This is a genomic window from Collimonas silvisoli, assembly GCF_018305005.1.
GTDB lineage: Bacteria > Pseudomonadota > Gammaproteobacteria > Burkholderiales > Burkholderiaceae_D > Collimonas > Collimonas silvisoli.
This window is the reverse complement of the sequence record NZ_JAGQEG010000001.1, coordinates 74,847-99,138: the sequence shown is the minus strand read 5'-3', so window position 1 is coordinate 99,138 and position 24,292 is coordinate 74,847. Positions and strand designations below refer to the sequence as shown.

The window sequence follows — 24,292 nt, the reverse complement described above, 5'->3', positions numbered from 1 at the left end:
CAAACCATCGCCAGTCCGGCCCAGGCACGGCGCATGGGAATCGGCATGGTGTTCCAGCATTTTTCCTTGTTCGAAACATTGACCGTCGCCGAAAATATTGCGCTGGCGCTCGATGTGCAAATGGCGCCGGCCCTGCTGGCAGCGCGCATTACCGAAGTGTCGGAAAAGTACGGTCTGCCGATCGATCCGCACCGGCTGATCCACAGCATGTCGGTAGGGGAGCGTCAACGCGTGGAGATCGTGCGCTGTCTATTGCAACAGCCGAAGCTGCTGATCATGGACGAGCCGACTTCGGTGCTGACGCCGCAGGCGGTGCAAACCTTGTTCGCAACCTTGCGTCAATTGGCGGAGGAGGGTTGCAGCATTCTCTACATCAGCCACAAGCTCGACGAGATCCGGGCTTTGTGCGACAGCGCTACCGTGTTGCGCGGCGGCCGGGTGAGCGGTTCGGCCATCCCCAGGAACGAGACCAACGACAGTCTGGCGCGCATGATGATAGGCGGCGAACTGACCGAGTGCCGCCTGGAGCCGCAGGCAACCGGTGAAGTGAGACTGTCGCTGGATAAATTATCGCTGGCCACTATCGACCCGTTCGGAACCGCGCTGAAGGCCATCAGCCTGGCTGTGAGAAGCGGCGAGATCCTTGGCGTCGCCGGCGTCTCCGGCAACGGCCAGAAAGAATTGCTGGCGGCCCTGTCGGGAGAAAGCTTGAGCTCGCACGGCCCGATGATCGAGCTCATGGGGCAGGCGGTCGGTCAATTGAATCCGGCCCAGCGACGGCAGCTCGGCCTGACTTTCGTGCCGGAAGAGCGGCTCGGGCGCGGGGCGGTGCCGGCCATGAGCCTGGCCCAGAATGCGTTGCTGACCGGCGCCCGCCACGGCATGGTCCGCAAAGGGGTAATGCGGCAGGCCGCGATACGGCAGTTTGCCAAGGACGTGATCAACCGTTTCGGCGTCAAATGCGGTGGCGAGCAGTCCGCGGCATCCAGCCTGTCGGGCGGTAATCTGCAGAAATTCATCGTCGGCCGTGAAACCATGCTCAATCCAAAAATGATGATCGTGGCGCAGCCGACCTGGGGTGTCGACGTCGGCGCGGCGCAGTTGATCCGGCAGGCGCTGATCGATTTACGCAAGCAGGGCGTGGCTTTGCTGGTGATCTCGGAAGAACTCGATGAGTTATTCACCATCAGCGATCGCATCTGCGTGCTGGCCGACGGCCGCTTGTCGCCGGCGGTGCGACTGGCCGACACCAGCATCGAGCAGATCGGCAACTGGATGAGCGGCAATTTCGATGAACTGCCGACCGCGCTTGCAGACACAGTTGCAGATCCTGCCGGCAGCGATCCCGGCCAGCACACGCCATCTATCAAACAGGAGACTCATCTTGCTCAAGCTTGAACGCCGTCCGGCCCCGTCGCCCGTCATGCGGATTGCCTCGCCGCTGTTTGCGGCGGTGGCGATGCTGCTGACGGGTATCGTCATTTTCACTGTGCTCGGCAAGAATCCGGAGCAGGCGTTTTACGTGTTTTTCATCAAGCCGCTGCAAACCATGTACGGCGTCGGCGAGCTATTGCTGAAAGCCACGCCGCTGTTGCTGTGCGCACTTGGGCTGGCCTTGGGCTTCCGTTCCAATGTCTGGAACATCGGCGCCGAAGGCCAGCTGACCATGGGCGCGATTGCCGGCGGCGGCGTCGCGCTGTGGCTGGGCGACAGCAGCGCGCTCTGGGGGTTGCCGCTGATGCTGGTGGCCGGTGCGCTGGGCGGCATGGCCTGGGCGGCGGTCCCGGCCTATCTGCGCAATCGTTTCAATACCAGTGAGATTCTGGTGACGCTGATGCTGGTGTACATCGCGCAATTGCTGCTGTCGTATCTGGTGCATGGACCATGGCGCGATCCGCAAGGCTTCAATTTTCCGCAATCGAAGACCTTCAGCGACGCCCACCTGATACCGATTCTGATCGAAGGCACGCGCACCAACTGGGGCTTCATTCTAGGCTTGCTGCTGGCGCTGGCTTCCTGGCTGTTTTCTTCCAGGACCTACGCCGGTTATCGCATGCAGGTGGCGGGCCTGGCGCCTGCCGCGGCCGCCTATGCCGGTTTCTCCAACAAGCGCAATGTCTGGATCGCACTGCTGATCAGCGGCGCCAGCGCCGGCGTCGCGGGGCTATGCGAAGTGGCCGGCCCGATCGGCCAGTTGCAGGCGCAGATATCGCCCGGTTACGGCTTTGCCGCCATCATCGTGGCCTGGATCGGGCGTCTGCATCCGGTTGGCATCGTGCTCGGCTCGCTGCTGATGTCGCTGCTGTACCTCGGCGGCGAATCGGCCCAGATGCAGATGGCGCTGCCATCGGCCATTACCGGCCTGTTTCAAGGCCTGCTGCTGTTTTACCTGCTGGCGGCAGATCTGTTTATCACCTTCAGGCTGAAAAATGTCAGCGTCGCCCGCCAGTCCGCTCCCGTCGCCATCATCAAGGAAGCCGCATGAATCCCGCTAGCCCCATCCTTCCTATCATTACCAGCACCGTAGTCGCGGCCACGCCGCTGATTTACGCCGCACTAGGCGAAACCGTGGTCGAAAAAGCCGGCGTGCTCAACCTGGGCATCGAGGGCATGATGCTGGTCGGCGCCGTGGCCGGCTTTGCCGCCGCTCTGGCCACCGGCAGTGCGACGCTTGGCTTCGCCGCCGCAGCGGCAGCCGGGGTTGCCATGTCGCTGATATTTGCCTTTCTGACGCTCAGCATGCAGGCCAACCAGGTGGCGACCGGGCTAGCCCTGACACTGTTCGGGATCGGCCTGTCGGCTTTCGTCGGCCACAGCCTGGCCGGCACCCCGATCCAGGGCTTGCAAGGCGTGGAGATTCCGGTGCTGTCGCAGTTGCCTGTGCTTGGCAAGCTGCTGTTTCACTATGACGTCATGGTCTATCTGTCGCTGGTGCTGTTGCTGGCGGTGTACTGGTTTCTGAGCAAAAGCCATACCGGCCTGAAAATGCGCGCGGTAGGCGAATCGCCGACGGTGGCGCACGCCATCGGCCATCCGGTGATTCTGATCCGTTATCTGGCGGTCATGTTCGGCGGCGCCACGGCTGGCGTCGCGGGCGCTTACCTGTCTATCGTGCAGACCCCCATGTGGGTGGAAGGCATGACGGCAGGCAAGGGCTGGATCGCATTGGCGCTGGTGGTGTTCGGCACCTGGAAGCCGCTGCGCGTAGTGTGCGGCGCTTACCTGTTCGGCGGCGTAACGGTGTTGCAGTTGTACGCCCAGGGTTTCGGACTTGGCGTGCCGTCGGAGTTGTTGTCGATGCTGCCTTACGCCGCGACTGTGGTGGTGCTGGTGATTATCTGCCGCGATCCTAAAACCATCTTGCTGAATCAGCCGGTGTCGCTCGGGCGCAGTTTTCATCCGGACGCCTGACGGCCGCGGCGCGCCGCTTCGCGCACGGCGTCGGCATTCAGTATCAGTCCGCGCGAGCCGGCCAGTTGGGCCGCCAGATGTTCGGCCACGGTAACTGCAGGGTAGAGCGCCGGATGCTGTTCGTCGGCGCAACCGGGCAGGCAGGAAACCACGGCGTCTGCATTACCGTCATGGAAGTAAGCTGCCGAGCGCCGCCGGACTATTCGCCCGTCGGCATCGACCGGCGCCAGCACCCGATGCATGGTTGAAATCCAGCGGTCGTTGGTCCAGCGCGCCAGCATATCGCCAAGGTTGACCAGTAAAGAGCCAGGTGCGGGCGCGACGTCGTGCCAGCAGCCCTTGCTGTCGAGAATCTGCAAGCCAGGCTGCACGTTGTCGGCCCACAGGATCGTGACGATGCCGTAGTCTGTATGCGCACCCATGCCCATTTGACCTGGCTCCAAACGCAGGTCCGTGGCCAGCAATTGATAATTATTCAGACGCAGCATATCGACCGAGTGATCCGTAAAACCGGCGAAGTAATCCTCTGGCAAGTCCAGCGCCATGGCAAAAATGCGCGTCAGCGTGCGCGCCAGTCCACCGGCGTGGCGGTACCAAGCCTGCACTTTGTCTTGGAATCCGGCCGGCTGTTGCGGCCACAGATTGGCCGTATAGGTCAGCGGCGACAGATCCAGATGTGGGAAATCGGATGCCTGCGTGCCGACGTTGAAGGCTTCGAACAAATCCGCTGCCGAGCTCACGCCCAGGCTGTAGCTGAGCCTTTCAGTCAGGGGAGCGTTATAGCCGCGATTAATCTCTGTCGATGAAGGCCGCCATTTCAGCTTGTCTGCCAGCGGCATGTCGAAGAAACCGTCCATGGCTTGGACCAGTGCGGCGACGGCGCTGTCGGGAATGCCATGCCCGCTAATCTGCATGAAGCCGACTTCGCGCGCAGCACGATCAATCTGTGCCGCGATCGCCAGCCGCTGTTGCTTGTTGCCGGTGGAAAAATCAGCGATATCGATAATTGGAACGTTGAATGCAGCGTCTGTTTCCTTGGCATGATGCATGACGTGATAGCTCCAGAAGATATGCGTTTGTGAGCAGTGGCAAATAATATGCCATGCTGATGAAACCCGCTTATAAAACAGTTCGTAAAGGAGAACGCTGATGGATCTAGTCATACGCAACGCTACGCTGCCCGATGGCAGCCAAGGAATGGACATCGCTATCGAATCGGAGCGCATCGCCGCGGTCGGCCGTGCACTGCCGATACATGGCAGGCAGGAAATCGATGCGGCCGGAGACCTGGTCACGCCACCGTTTGTAGACGCCCACTTCCATATGGACGCCGCCTTAAGCTACGGGCTGCCGCGGGTAAACAGTTCGGGCACGCTGCTGGAAGGCATCGCGTTGTGGGGGGAGTTGAAGCCATCGTTGACGCAGGAGGCGCTGGTTGAGCGCGCAATGCAGTATTGCGACTGGGCGGTTGCGCGCGGGCTGCTGGCGATCCGCTCGCATGTCGATGTGTGCGACGATCGCTTGCTCGCGGTGGAGGCGCTGTTGCACGTTAAGGCAAGGGTGGCGCCCTACCTGGATTTGCAATTGGTGGCATTTCCGCAAGATGGCCTGCTGCGCAGCCGGAGCGCACTTTCCAATCTGAAGCGTGCGATCGCACTTGGTGTTGATGTGGTGGGCGGCATACCGCATTTCGAGCGCACCATGGCCGACGGCGCTGAATCAATCCGCCTGCTGTGCGAATTCGCAGCAGAGAAAGGTCTGCGCGTAGACATGCACTGCGACGAATCGGATGATCCGCTGTCGCGGCATATTGAAATCCTGGCCTATCACGCGCAACGGCTGGGGATGCAGGGCAGGGTGACGGGCTCGCACCTGACGTCCATGCATTCGATGGATAACTACTATGTCAGCAAACTGCTGCCGCTGATCCGCGAGGCAGGCGTCGCCGCGATTGCCAATCCGCTGATCAACATCACGCTGCAAGGCCGGCATGATGCCTATCCAAAGCGGCGCGGCATGACACGTGTGCCGGAATTGCTGGCGGCCGGAATCGACGTCGCCTTCGGCCACGATTGCGTGATGGATCCCTGGTACAGCCTTGGTTCGGGAGACATGCTGGAAGTGGCGCATATGGGGTTGCATGTCGCGCAGATGACCGGGCAGGATGCGATGCATGCCTGTTTCCTGGCGGTCACCGAAACACCGGCACGGATTCTGGGCCTGCAAGGTTATGGGCTGACGCCGGGCTGCCATGCCGATCTGGTGATACTTGATGCAAGCAGCACCATCGAGGCGATTCGTCTGCGCGCCGCCCGGCGGTTTGTTATCCGCCGCGGCAACATCGTCAGTCAGGCCCCGGCTGCGCAGGCGAAACTCAGTTTGCCGGGACGGCCTGAGCAGGTCGATTTTCGGCTCTATCGTTAGCGTTACTCCCTTATCGACCACGGCTTGGTCAAATCCAGACCAAGCGACTCTGCAAATTCCGTCAACTGCGCGGCATCTTTTCCAACGGGCAGTTCACGCAATGCAGCGAAGGCGATCCATTTTGCATCGACCTCGAAAAAATCGCGCAGGTTGGCACGCGTATCGCTGCGTCCAAAACCGTCCGTGCCCAGCGTGACGTAGCGTGCGGGCACATAGGCGCGGATGCTTTCGGCAATGCTGCGCACATAGTCGCTGGCGGCGATGACCGGTGCATTGCTGCGCCCGAGTTGCTGCGTGACGTAGGCGTCCGCGGAAGAATTGGACAGGCGCTGCAGCCGTTCGGCCGCGACGCCCTCACGCGCCAGCTCCGTATAACTGGTAACGCTCCAGACCTCGGCATCGATGCTGAATTTTTCTTTCAGCAGGGCGGCGGCGACAATCGCTTCCTCCAGGATAGGGCCAGCTGCCAGCAGGCGCACATCGGGGCTTTGTTGCGGCTGCAGGCAATACATGCCGCGCTTGATGCCTTCCTCGACGCCTTGCGGCATGCTTGGCTGCGCCTGGTTTTCATTGGTGACGGTGATGTAATAGAAAACGTCTTCGTTGTTGCGGAGCATGCGGCGCATGCCGTCCTGCACGATCACTGCCAATTCATAGGCATACGCAGGATCATAGGAAATGCAGTTCGGCACCGTTGCTGCAATCAGATGGCTGGAACCATCCTGGTGCTGCAGGCCTTCGCCCGCCAGGGTGGTGCGGCCGGAGGTGGCGCCGATCAGGAAGCCTCTTGCCCGCTGGTCGGCGGCGGCCCAGATCAGATCGCCGATGCGCTGGAAGCCGAACATCGAGTAGTAAATATAGAACGGCAGCATCGGCAGGCCATGCACCGAATAGCTAGTGGCGGCGGCAGTCCAGGAAGAAATCGCGCCGGCTTCCGAGATGCCTTCTTCCAGGATCTGGCCATCCCTGGCTTCACGGTAAGACAGGATCGAACCGATGTCCTCAGGCTCATACAACTGGCCCTGCGACGAATAGATGCCGACCTGCTTGAACAGATTCGCCATGCCGAAAGTACGTGCTTCGTCGGCCACTATCGGCACGATGCGCTTGCCGATGCCGTCGTCTTTCAACAATGTGCCCAGCATGCGCACCAGCGCCATCGTGCTCGACATTTCCTTGCCATCGGCGTCCAGTGCGAATTTCGCGTAAGACGTGATCTCGGGCACAGCGATCCCGGTCTGCGATGTGCGGCGACGTGGCATGAAGCCACCCAATGCCGCACGCCGTTGCAGCAGATGGCGCATTTCCGGGCTGCCGTCGGCCGGCTTGTAGAACGCCAGCGCTTCGCAGTCCGCATCGGAAATCGGCAGGCGGAAGCGGTCGCGGAATTCGAGCAGGGTGCCGGCGTCCAGTTTTTTCTGTTGATGAGTGGTCATCTTGCCTTGTCCGGCAGCGCCCATGCCAAAGCCTTTCTTGGTTTGCGCCAGGATCACCGTCGGCTGGCCCCGATGATTTGCCGCGGCGAGGTAAGCCGCATGGATTTTTTTCATATCGTGGCCGCCGCGGTGCAGACGGTCGATCTCGTCATCCGTCAGCGTTGCGCCGATCGCCTGCAAGGCCGGATTCTGGCCAAAGAAACGGGCGCGATTGAAGGCGCCGTCGTTGGCTGCGAAAGTCTGCAACTGGCCGTCTACCGTCCGGTTCAGCGCATTGAGCAGATCGCCGGCCTGGTCGCGGGCGAACAGCGGATCCCAGTCCGAACCCCAGAGCAGCTTGATGACATTCCAGCCGCAGCCGGCAAACACCGTTTCCAGCTCATCGACAATATGGCCGTTGCCGCGCACCGGGCCGTCGAGCCGTTGCAGATTGCAGTTGACCACGAACACCAGGTTGTCCAGCGTTTCACGCGAGGCCAGGCTGAGCGCCGCCAGCGATTCCGGCTCGTCCATCTCGCCGTCGCCGAATACGCCCCATACCTTGCGCTCCTGCGGCGCCAGCAAGCCGCGGTGTTCCAGGTAGCGCATGAAGCGCGCCTGGTAGATGGCGCTGATCGGCCCGAGTCCCATCGAGCCGGTGGGGAACTGCCAGAAATTTTCCATCAGCCACGGATGCGGGTACGAAGACAGGCCCTGCACGCCATGTTTCTTCGCTTCGATTTCCTGCCGATAGAACGACAGTTCTTGTTCCGTCAACGTGCCTTCCAGGAAGGCGCGGGCATAAATGCCGGGCGCAGAATGCGCCTGGAAATAGACCAGGTCGCCGCCAAAAGAGTCGGTGCGGGCGCGGAAGAAATGATTGAATCCGACTTCGAACAGATCGGCCGCCGAGGCGTAGCTGGCGATATGGCCGCCCAGCTCGCCGTAGGCACGGTTGGCGCGCACCACCATCGCCATTGCATTCCAGCGCATCAGGCTGGCCAGGTGCTGTTCAGTCGCGAGTGCGTCGGCGCCGCCCGGAAACGGCGGCTCGTCTTCGGCGCGGATAGTGTTGGCATACGGCGTATTGCGCGCGTCGCGCCATTTGACGCCCCACGTCTGGGCCGCGGCACTCAGGCGCGACAACAGGTAACGGGCGCGTTCCGGGCCGGAGGCTTGCATGGTTGCCTGCAGCGCGGCTAGCCATTCTTCGGTTTCTTGCGCATCGCTGTCGAATGGATTGTTCAGGTTGTTGACGGATGACATTTCCATGTTCCTTGTTTCTTGCCGTTGGGGGGCAGCTTAAGTATCAGCATAAGATAACGGCAAACAAGCAGCATGGGTAACTCAAATCAGCTGCGTATTTACATTAATTAAGCATAAAATGCTTTAATTACTAATCAATTGGATTTTTATACTGAATATGGATCTTGATTCAACGGATTTGCGTATCTTGATGGAGTTGCAGGAAAACTCCAATATCAGCAATATCGACCTGGCAAAGAAAATCAATCTGTCTGCCTCGCCGACGCTGGCGCGGGTCAAGAACCTGGAAGCCGAACGGGTGATTTCGCGTTACGTGGCGCTGGTCGATCCGCCGGCGCTGGGCTTGAAAATGAATGTCTTCATCCAGGTAAGTCTGGAAAAGCAGGAATCCGCCGCGCTGGCGCGCTTCGAAAAAGCCGTCAGCCACTTCGAGCAGGTGATGGAGGTGTACCTGATGACCGGCGACGAAGACTATCTGCTGCGCATCGTGGTGCCGGATATCCAGGCGCTGGAGCGTTTTATCCTGGATCATCTGACAAAGATTCCGGGTATCAAGAATATCCGTTCCAGCTTTGCATTGAAGCAGGTGAAATACAAGACGGCGCTGCCGATCAATCCATAGTAGCGTGACGTAGGACGGCGGCATCGATCGGATAGGCGCGCTCTGGCTGTATTCAACCTTGATGTCTTGCTCCGGCGCGAGCGCAAAGGTCAGCCCTATTATGGTTTGCCGTTTCGGCAAACGCTTATTCGAAACATTGTACTTGTTGCAAACCTCAGCTGGCCTTAGCATGAACCTTCTGTAATGTGGCTTTGTATCTATCGATATCCGGAGGATTCGAGCATGAATGCGGCATTGGCGAAAAACGGTCACAAGTACCTGGTTCTGGCGCTGCTCTATCTGGGATGGTGCGTTTCGTATATCGACCGGGCCGCAATTACTTTCGCCGTCACCCATATCGCCAGCGATTTCCACTTGCGGCCGGCGGAGCTGGGCATGCTGGCGAGCAGTTTCTTTCTCGGCTATTCGCTGATGCAGCTGCCCGGAGGCTGGCTGGCGGATCGCTTCGGTTCGAAGCCGGTGATTGTCGTTTCGATATTGTTATGGTCGATATTCACCGGCGTTACCGGCGTCGCCTGGTCCTTGACCAGCATGGTGCTGATCCGCTTCGTTTTCGGCCTGGGCGAGGGCGCATTTCCAGCGGCCAGCGTCAAAGGCGTGGCCGAAGTTTTTTCAAAGGAAGAACGGCCGAAGATGTCGTCGCTGCTGATGTCATCCAATTACGTCGGCAGCATGCTGGCGCCGCTGATCATTGCGCCGATGATCATTCATTTCGGCTGGCGCAATGTGTTTCATTACATGGGCATTGCCGGATTGCTGTTCAGCGCGGCGTACTGGTTCTTCATCAGGCCGGCCAGGGGCCGGGAGCAGGGCAACGATGGCGGGGCGGCCGCCGAGAAGAAGCGGATAGACAAGCAAGCCTTCCGGAATCTGCTCAAGACACCCTTGATGTGGAAAATCGTCGCGGTGTGGTTCGGGCTTAGCATCGTCAACAAGGGGCTGGATTCCTGGATGCCGGCCTATCTGATGACGCAGCGCGGGCTGGATTTGAAATCGGTAGGGCTGCTGCTGCCTTTGCCCTATGTGCTTGCCGGCATCTCAACGGCGATCGGCGGCTGGGTGATGGTGCGGTTTTTCGACGGCAGGGAGCGCTACCTGCTGATCGCCAGTTCGGTATTGACTGCGGTTTTCCTGTATTTCATGTACACGGCCGACAGCGTCGCCGGCGTCATTACCTATCAATGCATCGTCTATTTTTTCAAATCCTTCGTACTGGCGACCTGCATCGCTTTGCCGACCAAGATATTCCCGGAACGCCTGGTGGGAAGCAGTATCGGCATGGTCAATCTCGGCGGCCAATCGGCAGGTTTCATTTCGCCGCTGGCGATAGGTTTCCTGGTCAGCGCTTTCAGCAATTACAACTATGCGTTCGGCTTCTTGATTGCGGCCGCATGCTTTTCAGTTGTCGTCAGCTTGTTTATCCGCACCGGCAAGAGCGCCACAGACGCAACAACAGATTCAGCAAACAACGGGCGGCAGCCTGAAGCCCCAAACAATCCCGAGGAATTCCATGCTTGAAAAAAACATCGTTGAAAAAAGCGCGGTCGAGCTGCGCCGCCTGATCGGCTCGAAGGAAATCTCGCCGGTGGAAGTGCTGGAGGCGTGCATCGGCAGGATAGAGGCGATCAATCCGTATATCAACGCCGTTACCGCCACCTGTTTCGAGCGCGCCCGCAGCGAAGCTGCCGCCGCCGAGACGGCGGTGCTGCAAGGACGGCCTCTGGGGTTATTGCATGGTTTGCCGATCGGCATCAAGGATCTCGAAGAAACCGAAGGTCTGCTGACGACTTACGGCTCGCCGATCTATCGTCATAACATTCCAGCCAAAGACAATGCACTGGTGGCGCGCTTGCGCGCCGCCGGCGCGATTGTGACTGGCAAAACCAATGTGCCCGAAATGGGGGCGGGAGCCAATACCAGGAATACGGTATGGGGCGCCACCGGCAACCCTTTCAATCCGGCCCTGAATGCGGGCGGCTCTTCCGGCGGCTCGGCGGCAGCGCTGGCGGTAGACATGCTGCCTTTGTGCAGCGGTTCCGACACCGGCGGTTCGCTGCGCATTCCGGCAGCCAAATGCGGCGTGGTGGGATTCCGGCCTTCTCCCGGTTTGATTCCCAGCGAGCGGAAATTGCTGGGCTGGACCCCGATCTCGGTGGTCGGGCCGATGGGCCGGAGCATGGCCGATGTATTGCTCCAGTTGCAAGCCAGCGCCGGCATGCATGCGGCGGATCCGCTCAGTTATCCGATCGCCGCTGATGCGTTCGGCGCGCTGCGGGAGATCGATTTGTCCGAATTGCGCATCGGCTATACCGAGGACTTCGGCGTGTGCGAAGTCGATGACGGCATACGTCAGGTGTTTCGCAGCAAGATCGCCGCGTTGCGCCCCTTCGTCAAGGAATGCACGCCGGTAGTGTTCGATCTGGGCGACGCGCATCGCTGCTTTGACGTGATCCGGGCCGAGAGTTTTGTCGCCGGCTTCGATGCTGCCTATAAGCGCGATCCCGCTTCGCTCGGGCCGAATACCCGCGCCAACTACGAACTCGGCGCCGCCATGACGCTAGCCGACTGTGCCTGGGCGCAGGCCGAGCAGACGCGTTTGTTCCGCCGTTTCCAGGCGGTGTTTGCCGACTATGATTTGATACTCTCGCCAACTACGCCGGTGTCGCCTTTCCCCTGGTCCGATCTGTATTTGAAACAGGTCAACGGCGTCGCCCTCGAAAATTACTATCGCTGGCTGTCGCTGACCTATGTGGTCACGCTGGCAACCAATCCGGCGCTGTCGATGCCATGCGGCAGCGATCATAAGAACATGCCGTTCGGCCTGCAACTGATCGGTGCTTTCCGGGCGGATAGCCACCTACTGGCATGCGCCACTGCGTTCGAGCGGCTATTTGACAGCCGCCCGGAATTGCGCCGGCCGCGGCCCGACCTGGAAGCACTGACAAAGACCGACGCCGGATTGACATCGATCGTTACCCACCCGCCGCAAGGCGCGCCGCATGCAGGCGCAAGCTCATCCGCAGCCGGCGCCAGACCTGCAGTGTAGGACCGCGCTACGCATGAAATCGAAAGGAATATTGCATGGACCATGAGATGCAAGCGGATTACATCATCATAGGCGCCGGTATCGCCGGCGCATCAATCGCCTATTGGCTCGCTCCCCACGCACGCGTGATCATCCTCGAACGCGAGTCGCAGCCCGGCTATCACAGCACCGGCCGTTCGGCGGCGTTGTATATGGAGAGCTACGGACCGCCGCAGGTGCGGTCTCTGACCTGCGCCAGCCGCGCTTTCTTCGACCGTCCGCCGCCAGGATTTGCCGATCATCCCTTGCTTGCACCGCGCGGCGCCTTGATGTTTGCAACGCAGGATCAACTGGCAGAACTGGATAAGCACGAAGCGATCGTGCGTTCCGTGTCGGATAAAGTTGAACGTCTCAATGCGGACCAAGCTTGCCGGCGCGTACCGGTATTGCGCCGCGAACAGGTTGCCGCTGCAGTGTATGAGGCGGATGCCGCCGATATCGAAGTGCATGCCTTGCACCAAGGTTTCCTGCGCGGCGCGCGAGCGGCCGGCGCGAAGCTGGTCTGCGATGCGGAAGTGCAGGCTTTGGCATATCGGACGCAAGCTTGGGAAATCATCACGACGCAAGGTACTTTCAGCGCGCCGGTAGTGGTCAATGCGGGCGGCGCCTGGGCTGACGTTATCGGCCAGATGGCCGGCGCCGGCCTGATCGGACTGGTGCCGAAGCGGCGCTCGGCATTCACTTTCCAGCCGCCGGCCGGCATGGATGCCTCGTCCTGGCCGCTGTTCATGCGGATCGACGAGTCCTTCTATGTCAAGCCGGACGCCGGCATGCTGCTGGGTTCTCCCGCCAATGCGGATCCGGTGGCACCGCACGACGTCCAGGCCGAAGAGCTCGATATCGCGATTGCGATCGATCACATACAAAATTTGACGACACTTAATGTACGCCGGCCCAGCCATGTCTGGGCCGGTCTGCGATCATTCGTGGCGGACGGCAGCCTGGTTGCCGGTTTCGATCAAAAGCTGGCGGGATTTTTCTGGGCTGCGGGGCAAGGCGGCTATGGCATCCAGTCTGCGCCTGCAGCCGGAGAGGCGTATGCCGCCATGCTGCGCGGCATGCCGATCCCGGATCACATACTGGCGCATGGCGTCGACGCTGCCGCGCTCAGCCCCGCACGTTTGAGCGGGGAACGCAGCATTTAACCCGGAGAACCAGGGTCCTCAACCATTGCGGAACAGGAAGCTGTAGGCGTTAAGCGCAGGCACGCCGCCCAGGTGGGCGTACAGCACCTTGGAACCTGCGGGAAACTCACCCAGCCGCACTTTCTCGATCATGCCGTGCATCGATTTACCTTCGTAGACCGGGTCGGTCAGCATGCCTTCCATGCGGGCGCAGAGACGGATGGCTTCCAGCGTGCCCTCGTTCGGCAAACCGTATTCGGGGCCGCCGAAACGCGTATCCAGCACCACATCCTTGGCGGTGATGTCACGCCCCAGTTCGACCAGCTCAGCGGTGTTTTTCGCGATGCGCAGAATCTGGTCGAAGGTCTGCTGCGGCTTGGCCGAGGCGTCGATGCCGATCACGCGGTCGGCGCGGCCGTCCGCCGCGAAGCCGACCAGCATGCCGGCTTGGGTGCTGCCGGTTACCGAGCAGGTGACGATGTAATCGAACTTGAAGCCTAGCTCGGCTTCCTGCTGCCGGACTTCTTCGGCAAACCCGACAAAGCCAAGGCCGCCGCGCGGGTGTTCCGAACAGCCGGCGGGGATCGGGAATGGCTTGCCGCCGGCCTTACGCACATCTTCCATCGCCTGTTCCCAGCTCTGGCGGATGCCGATATCGAAGCCGGCGCTGTCCAGCCGCACGTCGGCGCCGAGGATGCGCGACATTTCGATATTGCCGACCCGGTCATACACCGCGTCCGAATAATTCACCCAGTTTTCTTGCACCAGCACGCATTTGAGGCCGAGGTGCGCCGCTACCGCCGCCACCTGGCGCGTTTGCTTCGACTGGATGCCGCCGATGGATACCAGCGTGTCGTAGCCGCCTTCCAGTGCTTCAGGAATCAGATATTCCAGTTTGCGGGTCTTGTTGCCGCCGAAGGCCAGGCCGCTGTTGCAGTCCTCGCGTTTGGCGTAAAGCTCGACTTTGCCGCCCAGGTGCGCGCTGAGGCGTTTGAGCGGCTGGATCGGGGTGGGACCAAAGGTCAGGGAGTGACGGGGAAATTTTTTCAGGTTCATGGGAGCGGCTCCTGGGGTTGGGGTGGGTATCCATGCATCAAAGCTGGCAAAGAAAACAGGCATGCTCGAACCCAGCTTTCATTGATGTTGAGATCGAATCCATATTAGAATCAATCGTAAGAAACATGGTTGCAAGTTTCTGCCATTATTCGGCTTTAAAATTTGAACATGAAAAATATTGGCATCTTTTATTTTGCTTAAAAACATATGAAAGCAACAAAATTGCGTGCAAAGACGTCGCCGGCTGTTGGCGCCGGCGAAACCATGGATCGTACCGACCGCGCGATCCTGAGGGCGTTGCAGCGCGACGCCTCGGTCTCCAATGTCGCGCTGGCGGCCAAGGTGAACCTGAGCGCTCCCGCATGTCTGCGGCGGGTCGAGCGGCTCAAGGAACTGGGGTTGATCAAAGGGATAGTGGCGCTGCTCGATCCACGCGCCCTGGATGCCGGCACCCTGGTGATGATCGGCGTGGTGCTGGATCGGTCGACGCCGGAATCGTTTGCCGATTTCGAGCGGGCGGCGCAGAAGGTTTCAGGTTGCCTGGAATGTCATGTAGTCACAGGCGAGTTCGACTACTTCATGCTGTTGCGGACCAAGGACAACGATAGCTATAACCGTCTCCACGCGGAGCAGTTGCTGTATTTGCCGGGGGTGCGGCAAATCCGCACATTCATGGTGCTTAAGCAAGTTCTCTCAACTACCCAGCTGCCTATCTAGAACCCGCTTCACTCAGACCGCAGATGATTCACCAGGTAATCCAGGAATGTCTCGACCACGCGCGGCAGGGTACGCCCGATCAAGGTTTGCACTTCGACCTGGCGTGCGTCAAGCCCGCGATCGCGGATCGGCAGCATGATCATTTTCCCCTCCGCGATCCGGTAGCGCACCGATACCTCGCCGGAAATGGAGACGCCGCCGCTGTACATCACAAAATTGTATAAAGCCTCGACATAATTGCTGGTCAGCACCGGCTCGAACAGCAACTGCTGGCGGTTGCAGGCAAGGTCGAACAATTGCCGCAAGGTAGTGTTGGGTTCGGGCAGGGCGATCGGATAGGCGGCCAGTTGCGATAACGACACCTGCTTGAACTGGCTTAGCGGATGGTCTTTGCGCATGACGGCCATGACCGGCGCCGGCTGCTGGTGCACGACCTTGATATTCGGCTCCGGGATGCGGCTGAAGGTGAGGCCGATATCCGCATTGCCCTCGCGCACCTGGCGCGAAACGCTGGCCGGCGGCCCGACATACAGCTGGAACATGATCGCCGGATATTTTTTCTGGAAATCCGCGATCACGCGCGGCAGGAAATCGATGGCGAAACCTTCCGTGCTGGCGATCCTGATCCTGCCGCTTTTCAATCCTTTGAGCGACAGCAGATCGGCCACCACGCGGTCGGCTTCCAACGCTGCCTTGAGCGCATGCGCGGCCAGCACTTCGCCGCCGGCGCTGAGCACCATGCCGCGCGGGCGGCGCTCGAACAGCACGGTATCCAGAATCTGTTCCAGGCCGCTGATCTGGCGGCTGATCGCCGAACTCGCCACGTTCAGGCGCTGCGACGCTTCGCTGATCGAGCCGCAACGGACGACTTCGAGAAAATAGCGCAGTGAAGTTTCTTGCAATTGATGCGATTTCATGGAAACGGCCTCATCTTTCATCTTTTACTGCGTTCTGTTTTCAGCAACGCAGAGTTAGAAATTTGATAGTTGTTGCAAGCGGTATTGTGGCCTAGTATCGATTCGACGCCACGGTTTTTCCAGAAAAAATCTCGAAAAGGATGTTTGCGATGAAAATTTCCTCTGCATGGCTGCGCTGTATCCTGCTCGCCGCCGGCGCTGCCTGCACTGCACCAGCGCTGGCCGGCAAGGCCAACGATACGCTGGTCTATGCGTCAGACAGCGAGGTCGAGAATATCGGCCCTTATCACAACAATTTACGCGAGGGTGTCATCATCGCGCATCTGGCGTGGGATACGCTGGTATACCGCGATCCTAAAACCAACGAGTACAAACCGCAGCTGGCGACTTCCTGGAAATGGGAATCGCCGACGGCGCTGGTGCTGGATCTGCGCCAGGGCGTCACATTCCACAACGGCGACAAATTCAGCGCCGACGATGTGGTGTTTACCTTCAACTACGTGGCGTCTCCGGAATCGAAGGTGGTGACGCGCCAGAATACCGATTGGATCAAAAACGCCGAGAAGCTCGGCGAGTACCGGGTACGGATCAACCTGAAGCAGCCTTTCCCGGCTGCGCTCGAATACCTGTCCGGCCCGACGCCGATCTATCCGGCAACCTATTTCAAGAAGGTCGGCGTGGAAGGATTCAGCAAGGCGCCGATAGGCACCGGCCCTTACCGCATCACCAGCGTCACCCCGGGCCAGGGCGTCAGCATGGTGAAGAACAGCGCCTATTTCAAGGACAGCCCGCAAGGACAGCCGAAGATCGGCAACCTGAAATTCGTCGTGATACCCGATCCCGAAACCCGGGTTGCGCAACTGATGACCGGCGCGATCGACTGGATCTGGCGGGTCGCCGCCGACCAGGCCGATGCGATGCGCAGCATGCCCAATATCACAGTGCAGAGCGGGGAGACCATGCGCATCGGCTTCCTGACCATGGATAGCACCGGCAGTTCGGCAGCGAATTCGCCGTTCAAGGACGTGCGCGTGCGGCAGGCGGTGAATTACGCCGTCAACCGCAACGGCCTGGCCGGCAGCCTGGTGCGCGGCGGCAGCCAGCCGGTGTATGCGACCTGTTTCCGCGCCCAATTCGGCTGCGAAACCAAGGCGGTCGTCAAATATGAATACAACCCGGCGAAGGCCAAAGCGCTGCTGGCCGAAGCCGGCTATCCGAAAGGTTTCGATACCGAAATCTATGCATACCGCGAGCGGGAATATGCGGAAGCCCTGATCGGCGATTTGCACAAGATCGGCATCAACGCCCGCCTGCATTACATGAAATTTGCCGCCTTGCAAACCGAGTACCGCGCCGGCAAGACGCCGATGACCTTTCAGGCATGGGGTTCGTTTTCAGTGAACGATACATCCGCCTTCACCGGTGTCTGGTTCAAGGGCGGCGCCGACGATGTGAGCAAGGACGCGCAAGTGAAAAGCTGGCTGGACGTGGCCGATTCCTCGCTCGATGCCGCGGTGCGCAAGGAAAACTATAGCAAGGCATTGCAGCGCATTTCGCAGCAGGCGCTGGCGGCTCCGCTGTTTTCCTATTCCACCAATTATGCCTACACCTCGGCCCTGAAATTCCAGGGCTACCCGGATGAATTGCCGCGCTTTTACGAGGCCAGCTGGAAATAATTCTATTTATCCGGGATCGACTCAAGCCGTTTCAAACCAGCCATGGGTAGCCAGCCATCATCATGTTGATCTATATCCTTCGTCGTTTAATGATTGCGCTGAGCGTCGCCGTCACGGTATCCGTGGTTAGCTTCATGCTGTTGCATCTGTCCGGCGATCTGGCTACCGCCATCGCCGGACCGGAAGCGAGCGCGGCGCAGGTCGAAGCGATACGCATGCAGTACGGCCTGGACCGGCCGCTCACGGCGCAGTTTGCGGATTGGCTGTGGCACGCGGTGCGGCTCGACTTCGGGCGCTCTTACTATTTCCAGAGTTCCGTGATGGACCTGGTAGCCGAGCGTCTGCCGATCACCCTCAAGCTCGGCGGCATCGCGCTGCTGCTGGCGGTATTCGTGGCGATTCCGCTGGGTGTGCTGGCGGCGATTTTCCGCGACACCTGGCTGGATCGGCTGGCCTTGCTGATTGCTGTGATCGGCCAAGCCATGCCCAGCTTCTGGTTCGGCCTGACCTTGATCGTGATCTTTGCGGTGGGCTTGCACTGGCTGCCGGTGGCGGGCAACACCAGCTGGCAGCATTTCGTGCTGCCCGCTATCGCGCTGGGTTATTACGCGACGCCGGCGATGATGCGGCTGACGCGCGCCGGCATGCTCGACGTGCTGGATTCGGATTACATACGCACCGCCAGAGCCAAGGGCTTGAGCAAGAGCCGCGTGATTCTCAAGCATGCGCTGCGCAATGCAGTGATTCCGGTGGTGGCCCTGGCGGCGGTGGAAATGGGTTTCATGCTGGGCGGCTCGGTGGTGATCGAATCGGTGTACTCGCTGCAAGGCCTGGGGCAGTTGGCGTGGGATGCGATTTCCCGCAACGATTATCCGGTAGTGCAAGCGGTGGTGCTGATCATCGCGGTGTTCTATATCGCCCTGACGTTCCTGGCCGACGTCATCAACGCCGTGCTTGATCCGCGCATCCGCACTCGCTAAGGAACCTCATGTCGTCTCCCTTGATTTCGTCTGTAACGCCATCCGCCGCCGCTTTGCAAGCTGCGCTGTCGCCAGCCCAGGCCCCGCAATGGCGCCGCAAGCTGCGCAGACTTCTTGGCCATCACGGCCTGACGCTGGGAACCGCAATGCTTGCCCTGATTGTGCTGACAGCGTTGTTGGCGCCCTGGCTGGCGCCGCACGATCCTTACAGCCAGGATGTGACGCAGCGCCTGATTCCGCCGGTGTGGCACGCCAATGGCAGCTGGCTGCATGCGCTCGGCACCGACAAGCTCGGGCGCGATTATCTGAGCCGCTTGATGTTCGGCGCTCGCGTGTCGCTGCTGATCGGCTTTTCGGCAGCCTTGATTTCGGGCCTGGTAGGAACCACGCTGGGCGTGCTGGCCGGTTATTTCGGCGGCCGCGTCGATGCTGTGATCAGCTACGTCATCACCACCCGGCTGGCGCTGCCGGTGGTGCTGGTGGCGCTGGCGACGGCGTCGCTGGTGGGCGGTTCGCTCAAGGTGGTTATCGTGCTGCTGGGCTTGTTGCTGTGGGATCGCTTCGCGGTGGTCACGCGTTCCGCCACCCAGCAATTGCGCGACGCCGAATTCATCGCTGCGGCCCAGGTGCTGGGCGCATCCACGCCCTACATCCTGCTGCGCGAAATCCTGCCGAATATCATGAGCGCGCTGATCGTTGTGGCGACGCTGGAAATGGCGCATGCCATCTTGCTGGAGGCGACGCTGTCGTTCCTCGGCCTGGGAGTGCAGCCGCCGACTCCTTCCTGGGGCCTGATGGTGGCCGAGGGCAAGGCCTACATGTTCTTCCAACCCTGGGTCATTCTGATTCCCGGGATCGCGCTGATATTGCTGGTATTGGCGATCAATCTGGTCGGCGACGGCCTGCGCGACATGAGTGCACCCGATGGCCGCAATTGAAGCGGCGCCCTCGATCGGCGTGAGCGCAACAAGGAGCTTGGTATGAGCATATTGCTAGATGTAAAAGACCTGCGTGTCGATTTGCCCACCGAGCATGGCATCCTGCACGCGGTGCGCGGCATCGATTTCCAGGTCAGGCGCGGCGAGATGTTGTGCCTGGTCGGCGAATCGGGATGCGGCAAATCGATGACGTCGCTGGCGCTGATGGGCTTGTTGCCGCGCAAGGCGCAACGCAGCGCCGCCCACATCCGTTTCGACGGCATCGATTTGCAGCAGCTGCCGGAACGCAAGATGGCGGATCTGCGCGGCCAGCGCATGGCCATGATTTTCCAGGATCCGATGACCTCGCTCAATCCTTCCTATACGCTGGGAAATCAGTTGTGCGAGGTCTTGCTCCAGCATCGCCAGGTCTCGTATGCGCAAGCCCGCGAACGGGCGCTTTACCTGTTGCATCGCACCGGCATCAAGAATGCCGAGGACCGCCTGCGGCAATACCCGCATCAGTTGTCCGGCGGCTTGCGCCAGCGCGTGATGATTGCGATGGCCCTGATGTGCGAACCGGACCTGATCATCGCCGACGAACCGACTACCGCGCTGGATGTCACGATACAGGCGCAGATTCTGCGGATGATAAGAGAATTGCAAAGGGAATTCGGCAGCGCAGTGGTGTTCATCACGCATGACCTGGGCGTGGTGGCGCGCATCGCCGATCGGGTTGCGGTCATGTACGCCGGCGAGATCGTCGAGACGGCGCCGGTGGCGCAATTGTTCGCCCGTCCCAGTCATCCATACACACGCGGCTTGCTCAACTGCATTCCGGTGCGCGGCAAGACGCCGCCGGGCAGCCGTCTGGCGGCGATACCCGGCGTGGTGCCGAGCCTGGTCGGGGCTGTGCAGGGCTGCGCCTTTCGCAACCGCTGTCCGCAGGCGCACGATGCCTGCGAGCAGTTGCCGCCGAATGTCGAAATCCAGGATGCGCACCATGCACGCTGCAACAGCGTTCATCCGCATGGCGCGGAGGTGGCGGCATGAGTAGGATGGGTGAAGAGAGGATCACTGAAGAGCAGGGCGGCAGCAATGGCAGCAACGAGATTGCGCTGGAATTGTGCGCGCTAAGCCGAATTTTCAAACTCAACCGCGGCTTGTTCCAGGCCGACGGTGAAATCAAGGCCGTCAATAATGTCTCGCTGCGCCTGTATCGCGGCGAGACGCTGGGGCTGGTCGGCGAATCCGGCTGCGGCAAGAGCACGCTGGCCAAAATGCTGCTGGGCCTGCTGGCGCCTAGTTCCGGTAATGTGCTGATCAATGGCAGGGAAATCGATCCGGCGCAACGCATGGCCTTGGCGCGCCATATCCAGCCGATATTCCAGGATCCGTATTCATCGCTGAATCCGCGCAAGACGGTGTCGCAAATTGTCGGCCTGCCGCTCAAGCTGCATCGTATCGGCAGCGCTGCCGAGCAAGGCCGCAAGCTGCGTGACATGCTGGATCTGGTCGGCATGCCGGAACGTACTCACCATCAATACCCGAACCAGTTATCCGGCGGACAGCGCCAGCGCGTAGCGATCGCCCGCGCGCTGATTCTGCAGCCCGGCATTCTGATTTGCGACGAACCGACATCGGCGCTCGATGTCTCGGTGCAAGCACAGATACTGAATCTGCTGCTCGACCTGAAGACGGAGTTCGGCCTGACCTATCTATTCATCAGCCACGATCTCGGCGTGGTCGAGCATCTGGTGGACCGCGTCGCGGTGATGCATCAGGGCAGCATCGTCGAGCTGGAGACGCGTGAAAGGATATTTTCACAAGCGCAGCATCCGTATACGCGGATGCTGCTGGCATCCGCATTATCGCCCGAACCCGGCCTCGGCATCCCGGACATCGCTCTGCAGTAGATCCAGGCTGCAGGAATACAAAACATTTAACTTTGGCATCGATTGAGAGTCGATGCCGCCGTCAATCGAGGAAAAATATGAGCAGAACGGAAGCAATCAGCAAGGCCAGCGCCTATTTCGACGACGGCCGCTTCAAGGACGCGCTGGCGCGCCGTGTCGCGGTGCGCACCGAGAGCCAGGAAGCCGGCAGCGCGCCCATCCTGCTGGCGTATCTGAAAGAACAGATTGTGCCGGAACTGGCAGCGCTGGGTTTTAGCTGTCAGATCCTCGCCAACCCGCAGGCCGGCGGCAGCCCGTTCCTGCTGGCCGAGCGGATCGAGCAGGGCGCTGCGTTCACCGTTCTTACCTATGGCCACGGCGACGTCGTGCGCGGCTATGACAATCAATGGCGCAGCGGCCTGAATCCATGGGAAATCGTGGTCGAAGGCGACCGCTGGTACGGCCGCGGCGCTGCCGACAACAAGGCGCAACACACGATCAATTTCGCCGCGCTGGCGCAAGTGCTGGCGGTACGCCACGGCAAGCTGGGCTACAACGTCAAGGTGATCCTGGAAATGGGCGAGGAGATCGGCTCTCCCGGCTTGAAGGAAATCTGCGCGCTGCACGCTGAGCGTCTGGCGGCCGATGTGTTCATCGCATCCGATGGTCCACGCGTCGCCGCCGCCAAGCCGACCATGTTCCTGGGCTCGCGCGGCGGCTGCAATTTCGATCTGCGGGTCAGGCTGCGCGATGGCGCGCATCACTCTGGCAACTGGGGCGGCCTGTTGCGCAATCCCGGCGTGCGGCTGGCCAATGCGATTGCCAGCCTGGTCGATGAGAAAGGATGCATCCGCGTCGCCCGGTTGTTGCCGGATAATTTACCGCAGAGCGTGCGCGATGCGCTGGACGGCGTCGAGGTTGGCGGCTCTGCGGGCGATCCGGAAGTCGACAGCGACTGGGGCGAACCAGGCCTGTCGCCGGCGGAACGGGTATTCGGCTGGAATACGCTGGAGGTGCTGGCGATGAAGACCGGCAATCCGGAGGCGCCGGTGAATGCTATCCCTGGCCATGCTTTCGCGCATTGCCAGATCCGTTATGTGGTCGGCAGCGACAGCAAGAACTTCCTGGCGCACATCCGCAGCCATCTCGATGCGCATGGTTACGATGATGTCGAGGTTTTACCCTCCGGCACCCAATTCGAAGCGACCCGTCTCGATCCGGACGATGCCTGGGTACGCTGGGGCCTGGCTTCGATGCAACGCACTACCGGCACGGCGCCGACGCTGCTGCCGAATCTGGGTGGATCGCTACCCAATGACGTCTTTGCCGATGTGCTGGGCTTGCCTACGCTGTGGGTGCCGCATTCCTATCCGGCCTGCTCGCAGCATGCGCCGGATGAACATATTCTGGCCAGCGTATCGCGCCAATCGCTGCAGATCATGGCTGGCATGTTCTGGGACTTGGCGGAAGAGGGCGGACAAGTCCATGCGCAAAGAAAATAGGGACACGCAACCTGGAATTCTCAGGATTTTGCATCTTTCACCGGACATTGAGGCAAGCGATGAAACAGGAAATACCATATTGTGAGTTGGCGGATCTGAACGATGCAAAGGATGAATTGATCGAGATCCGGCGCCATATCCATCGGCATCCGGAACTGTCGTATGAAGAATTCAATACCTCGGACCTGGTCGCCGCCAAGCTGCAAGCCTGGGGCTATGCGGTCACGCGCAACATAGGCGGCACCGGCCTGGTGGGTACCCTGAGCGCCGGCGGCAGCGGGCGCAGCATCGGCATCCGCGCCGACATGGATGCCTTGCCTATCCATGAAAAAACCGGCTTGCCCTACGCCAGTTGCCACGATGGGAAAATGCACGCATGCGGACATGACGGGCACACCACGATGCTGCTGGGAGCGGCCCGGCATCTGGCTCGGACCCGCAATTTCAATGGCACCGTCAATCTGATTTTCCAACCGGCCGAAGAAGCCGGATCAAACAGCGGCGCCGAGCAAATGCTGCGCGACGGCCTGTTCGAAAGATTTCCCTGCGACGCCATTTTCGGCATGCACAATCATCCCGGTTTTCCGACGGGTACTTTCATGTTTCGCTCGGGCCCCTTCATGGCCGCCTGCGACACGGTGAAGGTTTGCATCACCGGCCGGGGAGGGCATGCAGCCCGGCCGCATCTGGCTATCGATCCTGTGGTGGTGGCCAGCAGCCTGGTAATGGCTTTACAGACGATTGTCGCGCGCAATATCGATCCGGCGGAGATGGCCGTCGTTACCGTGGGTGCGCTGCATGCCGGCCATGCCGCCAACGTGATTCCGGAGCAGGCCACGCTGGAGATGAGTGTGCGTTCGTTCGATCCGGAAGTCCGCCGCCTGCTGGAACAGAGAATCCGCGCTTTGATTGGAGCGCATGTCGAGGGATATGGCGCGCAGGCAGAGATCGACTATATCCACGGCTACCCGGTGCTGGTCAACTCCGACGCGGAAACGGCATTCGCGACGGAAGTTGCCAACGAGCTGGTCGGCCCGGAAAATGTGATAGCGCCGTTTCCAGCGATCGCCGGCAGTGAGGATTTTGCGTACTTCCTGCAACAACGTCCAGGGTGCTTTGTGCGCCTGGGCAATGGGGTCGGCAAGCCGATGCTGCATAACGCCGGTTACGATTTCAACGATGAGAATGTCACCGTCGGCGCGGCATACTGGAGCCGGCTGGTTGAGCGCTTTCTGTTTCTTTAGCCCTTACAATCTTCCTCGTAGTGGACTGTCCTTTCCGAATC

Annotated in this window: 20 protein-coding genes; 16 read left to right on the top strand and 4 right to left on the bottom strand. The window is 60.4% G+C overall.

Translation table 11 applies throughout. From position 1 onward, the window contains the following. From KHU33_RS00495 to KHU33_RS00485, 3 genes are all read left to right on the top strand, one after another. Positions 1-1,398, top strand: a 1,398-nt coding sequence (locus KHU33_RS00495; protein ID WP_211460562.1) for an ABC transporter ATP-binding protein, incomplete at its 5' end; no start/stop codon positions are given. Positions 1,399-1,423: 25 nt separating this feature from the next. Beyond that, positions 1,424-2,485, top strand: a complete 1,062-nt coding sequence (locus KHU33_RS00490; protein ID WP_211460575.1) for an ABC transporter permease — start codon at positions 1,424-1,426, stop codon at positions 2,483-2,485. Next, the gene (locus KHU33_RS00485; RefSeq protein ID WP_211460561.1) at positions 2,482-3,411 is read left to right on the top strand and encodes an ABC transporter permease; all 930 of its coding nucleotides are present in this window, start codon (positions 2,482-2,484) and stop codon (positions 3,409-3,411) included. Before KHU33_RS00490 ends, KHU33_RS00485 begins: the two co-directional genes overlap by 4 nt. On the opposite strand, the gene KHU33_RS00480 is transcribed toward KHU33_RS00485, so the two are convergent. Then, positions 3,396-4,460 (bottom strand): isopenicillin N synthase family dioxygenase, encoded by a 1,065-nt coding sequence (locus KHU33_RS00480; RefSeq protein WP_211460560.1) that lies wholly within the window; start codon positions 4,458-4,460, stop codon positions 3,396-3,398. The two genes, KHU33_RS00485 and KHU33_RS00480, sit on opposite strands and share 16 nt — an antisense overlap. 100 nt (positions 4,461-4,560) lie before the next feature. Here KHU33_RS00480 and KHU33_RS00475 point away from each other — a divergent pair, with 100 nt between their 5' ends. After that, positions 4,561-5,835, top strand: coding sequence for an amidohydrolase family protein (locus KHU33_RS00475; RefSeq protein WP_211460559.1), 1,275 nt, complete (start codon positions 4,561-4,563; stop codon positions 5,833-5,835). 2 nt (positions 5,836-5,837) lie between these two features. On the opposite strand, the gene mdeB is transcribed toward KHU33_RS00475, so the two are convergent. Next, positions 5,838-8,522, bottom strand: a complete 2,685-nt coding sequence (gene mdeB, locus KHU33_RS00470; protein WP_211460558.1) for an alpha-ketoglutarate dehydrogenase — start codon at positions 8,520-8,522, stop codon at positions 5,838-5,840. A 151-nt stretch (positions 8,523-8,673) separates the two neighbouring features. On the opposite strand from mdeB, the gene KHU33_RS00465 reads away from it, so the two are divergent. The 4 genes from KHU33_RS00465 (at position 8,674) to KHU33_RS00450 (ending at position 13,368) form a co-directional block, all read left to right on the top strand. Further along, positions 8,674-9,138, top strand: coding sequence for an Lrp/AsnC family transcriptional regulator (locus KHU33_RS00465; RefSeq protein WP_211460557.1), 465 nt, complete (start codon positions 8,674-8,676; stop codon positions 9,136-9,138). A gap of 222 nt (positions 9,139-9,360) precedes the next feature. Then, a complete protein-coding gene (locus tag KHU33_RS00460) occupies positions 9,361-10,656 on the top strand; it encodes an MFS transporter (protein WP_211460556.1) in 1,296 nt (431 codons plus the stop codon). Then, positions 10,649-12,184 carry an amidase gene (locus KHU33_RS00455; protein WP_211460555.1) on the top strand — a complete coding sequence of 512 codons (1,536 nt, stop codon included), beginning with the start codon at positions 10,649-10,651 and terminating at the stop codon, positions 12,182-12,184. The genes KHU33_RS00460 and KHU33_RS00455 overlap by 8 nt, the downstream gene beginning before the upstream one ends. Before the next feature lie 35 nt (positions 12,185-12,219). After that, positions 12,220-13,368: an NAD(P)/FAD-dependent oxidoreductase gene (locus KHU33_RS00450; protein ID WP_230413969.1), complete on the top strand. Its 1,149-nt coding sequence runs from the start codon at positions 12,220-12,222 to the stop codon at positions 13,366-13,368. Positions 13,369-13,386: 18 nt separating this feature from the next. On the opposite strand, the gene KHU33_RS00445 is transcribed toward KHU33_RS00450, so the two are convergent. Next, entirely contained in the window at positions 13,387-14,403 is a 1,017-nt protein-coding gene (locus KHU33_RS00445) for a 1-aminocyclopropane-1-carboxylate deaminase (RefSeq protein ID WP_211460554.1), read from the bottom strand. 207 nt (positions 14,404-14,610) lie between these two features. Between KHU33_RS00445 and KHU33_RS00440 the strand changes: the two genes are divergently transcribed. Next, positions 14,611-15,120: an Lrp/AsnC family transcriptional regulator gene (locus KHU33_RS00440; protein ID WP_211460553.1), complete on the top strand. Its 510-nt coding sequence runs from the start codon at positions 14,611-14,613 to the stop codon at positions 15,118-15,120. An 8-nt stretch (positions 15,121-15,128) separates the two neighbouring features. On the opposite strand, the gene KHU33_RS00435 is transcribed toward KHU33_RS00440, so the two are convergent. After that, positions 15,129-16,037 (bottom strand): LysR family transcriptional regulator, encoded by a 909-nt coding sequence (locus KHU33_RS00435; RefSeq protein WP_211460552.1) that lies wholly within the window; start codon positions 16,035-16,037, stop codon positions 15,129-15,131. A gap of 140 nt (positions 16,038-16,177) precedes the next feature. On the opposite strand from KHU33_RS00435, the gene KHU33_RS00430 reads away from it, so the two are divergent. The 7 genes from KHU33_RS00430 to KHU33_RS00400 all read left to right on the top strand — a co-directional run bounded on the left by KHU33_RS00430 (position 16,178) and on the right by KHU33_RS00400 (position 24,251). Next, the gene (locus tag KHU33_RS00430; RefSeq protein ID WP_211460551.1) at positions 16,178-17,713 is read left to right on the top strand and encodes an ABC transporter substrate-binding protein; all 1,536 of its coding nucleotides are present in this window, start codon (positions 16,178-16,180) and stop codon (positions 17,711-17,713) included. A gap of 62 nt (positions 17,714-17,775) precedes the next feature. Next, positions 17,776-18,693, top strand: a complete 918-nt coding sequence (locus tag KHU33_RS00425; protein ID WP_211460550.1) for an ABC transporter permease — start codon at positions 17,776-17,778, stop codon at positions 18,691-18,693. Between the two features lie 8 nt (positions 18,694-18,701). Beyond that, complete coding sequence (locus KHU33_RS00420; RefSeq protein ID WP_211460549.1) at positions 18,702-19,631, top strand: ABC transporter permease; 930 nt, start codon at positions 18,702-18,704, stop codon at positions 19,629-19,631. Between the two features lie 42 nt (positions 19,632-19,673). After that, a complete protein-coding gene (locus KHU33_RS00415; RefSeq protein ID WP_211460548.1) occupies positions 19,674-20,663 on the top strand; it encodes an ABC transporter ATP-binding protein in 990 nt (329 codons plus the stop codon). 5 nt (positions 20,664-20,668) lie between these two features. Continuing rightward, complete coding sequence (locus tag KHU33_RS00410; RefSeq protein WP_211460573.1) at positions 20,669-21,526, top strand: ATP-binding cassette domain-containing protein; 858 nt, start codon at positions 20,669-20,671, stop codon at positions 21,524-21,526. Positions 21,527-21,603: 77 nt separating this feature from the next. Then, positions 21,604-23,007 (top strand): M20 family metallopeptidase, encoded by a 1,404-nt coding sequence (locus KHU33_RS00405; RefSeq protein ID WP_211460547.1) that lies wholly within the window; start codon positions 21,604-21,606, stop codon positions 23,005-23,007. 59 nt (positions 23,008-23,066) lie between these two features. Beyond that, positions 23,067-24,251: a M20 aminoacylase family protein gene (locus KHU33_RS00400; protein WP_211460546.1), complete on the top strand. Its 1,185-nt coding sequence runs from the start codon at positions 23,067-23,069 to the stop codon at positions 24,249-24,251. Positions 24,252-24,292 lie beyond the last annotated feature (41 nt).

What these genes read in the sequence shown, in the direction of transcription:
- KHU33_RS00405 (WP_211460547.1), top strand. Translation starts at nt 21,604, where the DNA reads ATGAGCAGAACGGAAGCAATCAGCAAGGCCAGCGCCTATTTCGACGAC.
- KHU33_RS00480 (WP_211460560.1), bottom strand. Translation starts at nt 4,460, where the DNA reads ATGCATCATGCCAAGGAAACAGACGCTGCATTCAACGTTCCAATTATC.
- KHU33_RS00465 (WP_211460557.1), top strand. Translation starts at nt 8,674, where the DNA reads ATGGATCTTGATTCAACGGATTTGCGTATCTTGATGGAGTTGCAGGAA.
- KHU33_RS00430 (WP_211460551.1), top strand. Translation starts at nt 16,178, where the DNA reads ATGTTTGCGATGAAAATTTCCTCTGCATGGCTGCGCTGTATCCTGCTC.
- KHU33_RS00445 (WP_211460554.1), bottom strand. Translation starts at nt 14,403, where the DNA reads ATGAACCTGAAAAAATTTCCCCGTCACTCCCTGACCTTTGGTCCCACC.
- KHU33_RS00425 (WP_211460550.1), top strand. Translation starts at nt 17,776, where the DNA reads ATGTTGATCTATATCCTTCGTCGTTTAATGATTGCGCTGAGCGTCGCC.
- KHU33_RS00435 (WP_211460552.1), bottom strand. Translation starts at nt 16,037, where the DNA reads ATGAAATCGCATCAATTGCAAGAAACTTCACTGCGCTATTTTCTCGAA.
- KHU33_RS00440 (WP_211460553.1), top strand. Translation starts at nt 14,611, where the DNA reads ATGAAAGCAACAAAATTGCGTGCAAAGACGTCGCCGGCTGTTGGCGCC.
- KHU33_RS00475 (WP_211460559.1), top strand. Translation starts at nt 4,561, where the DNA reads ATGGATCTAGTCATACGCAACGCTACGCTGCCCGATGGCAGCCAAGGA.
- KHU33_RS00460 (WP_211460556.1), top strand. Translation starts at nt 9,361, where the DNA reads ATGAATGCGGCATTGGCGAAAAACGGTCACAAGTACCTGGTTCTGGCG.
- KHU33_RS00450 (WP_230413969.1), top strand. Translation starts at nt 12,220, where the DNA reads ATGGACCATGAGATGCAAGCGGATTACATCATCATAGGCGCCGGTATC.
- KHU33_RS00490 (WP_211460575.1), top strand. Translation starts at nt 1,424, where the DNA reads ATGCGGATTGCCTCGCCGCTGTTTGCGGCGGTGGCGATGCTGCTGACG.
- KHU33_RS00400 (WP_211460546.1), top strand. Translation starts at nt 23,067, where the DNA reads ATGAAACAGGAAATACCATATTGTGAGTTGGCGGATCTGAACGATGCA.
- KHU33_RS00415 (WP_211460548.1), top strand. Translation starts at nt 19,674, where the DNA reads ATGAGCATATTGCTAGATGTAAAAGACCTGCGTGTCGATTTGCCCACC.
- mdeB (WP_211460558.1), bottom strand. Translation starts at nt 8,522, where the DNA reads ATGGAAATGTCATCCGTCAACAACCTGAACAATCCATTCGACAGCGAT.
- KHU33_RS00410 (WP_211460573.1), top strand. Translation starts at nt 20,669, where the DNA reads ATGGGTGAAGAGAGGATCACTGAAGAGCAGGGCGGCAGCAATGGCAGC.
- KHU33_RS00455 (WP_211460555.1), top strand. Translation starts at nt 10,649, where the DNA reads ATGCTTGAAAAAAACATCGTTGAAAAAAGCGCGGTCGAGCTGCGCCGC.
- KHU33_RS00485 (WP_211460561.1), top strand. Translation starts at nt 2,482, where the DNA reads ATGAATCCCGCTAGCCCCATCCTTCCTATCATTACCAGCACCGTAGTC.
- KHU33_RS00420 (WP_211460549.1), top strand. Translation starts at nt 18,702, where the DNA reads ATGTCGTCTCCCTTGATTTCGTCTGTAACGCCATCCGCCGCCGCTTTG.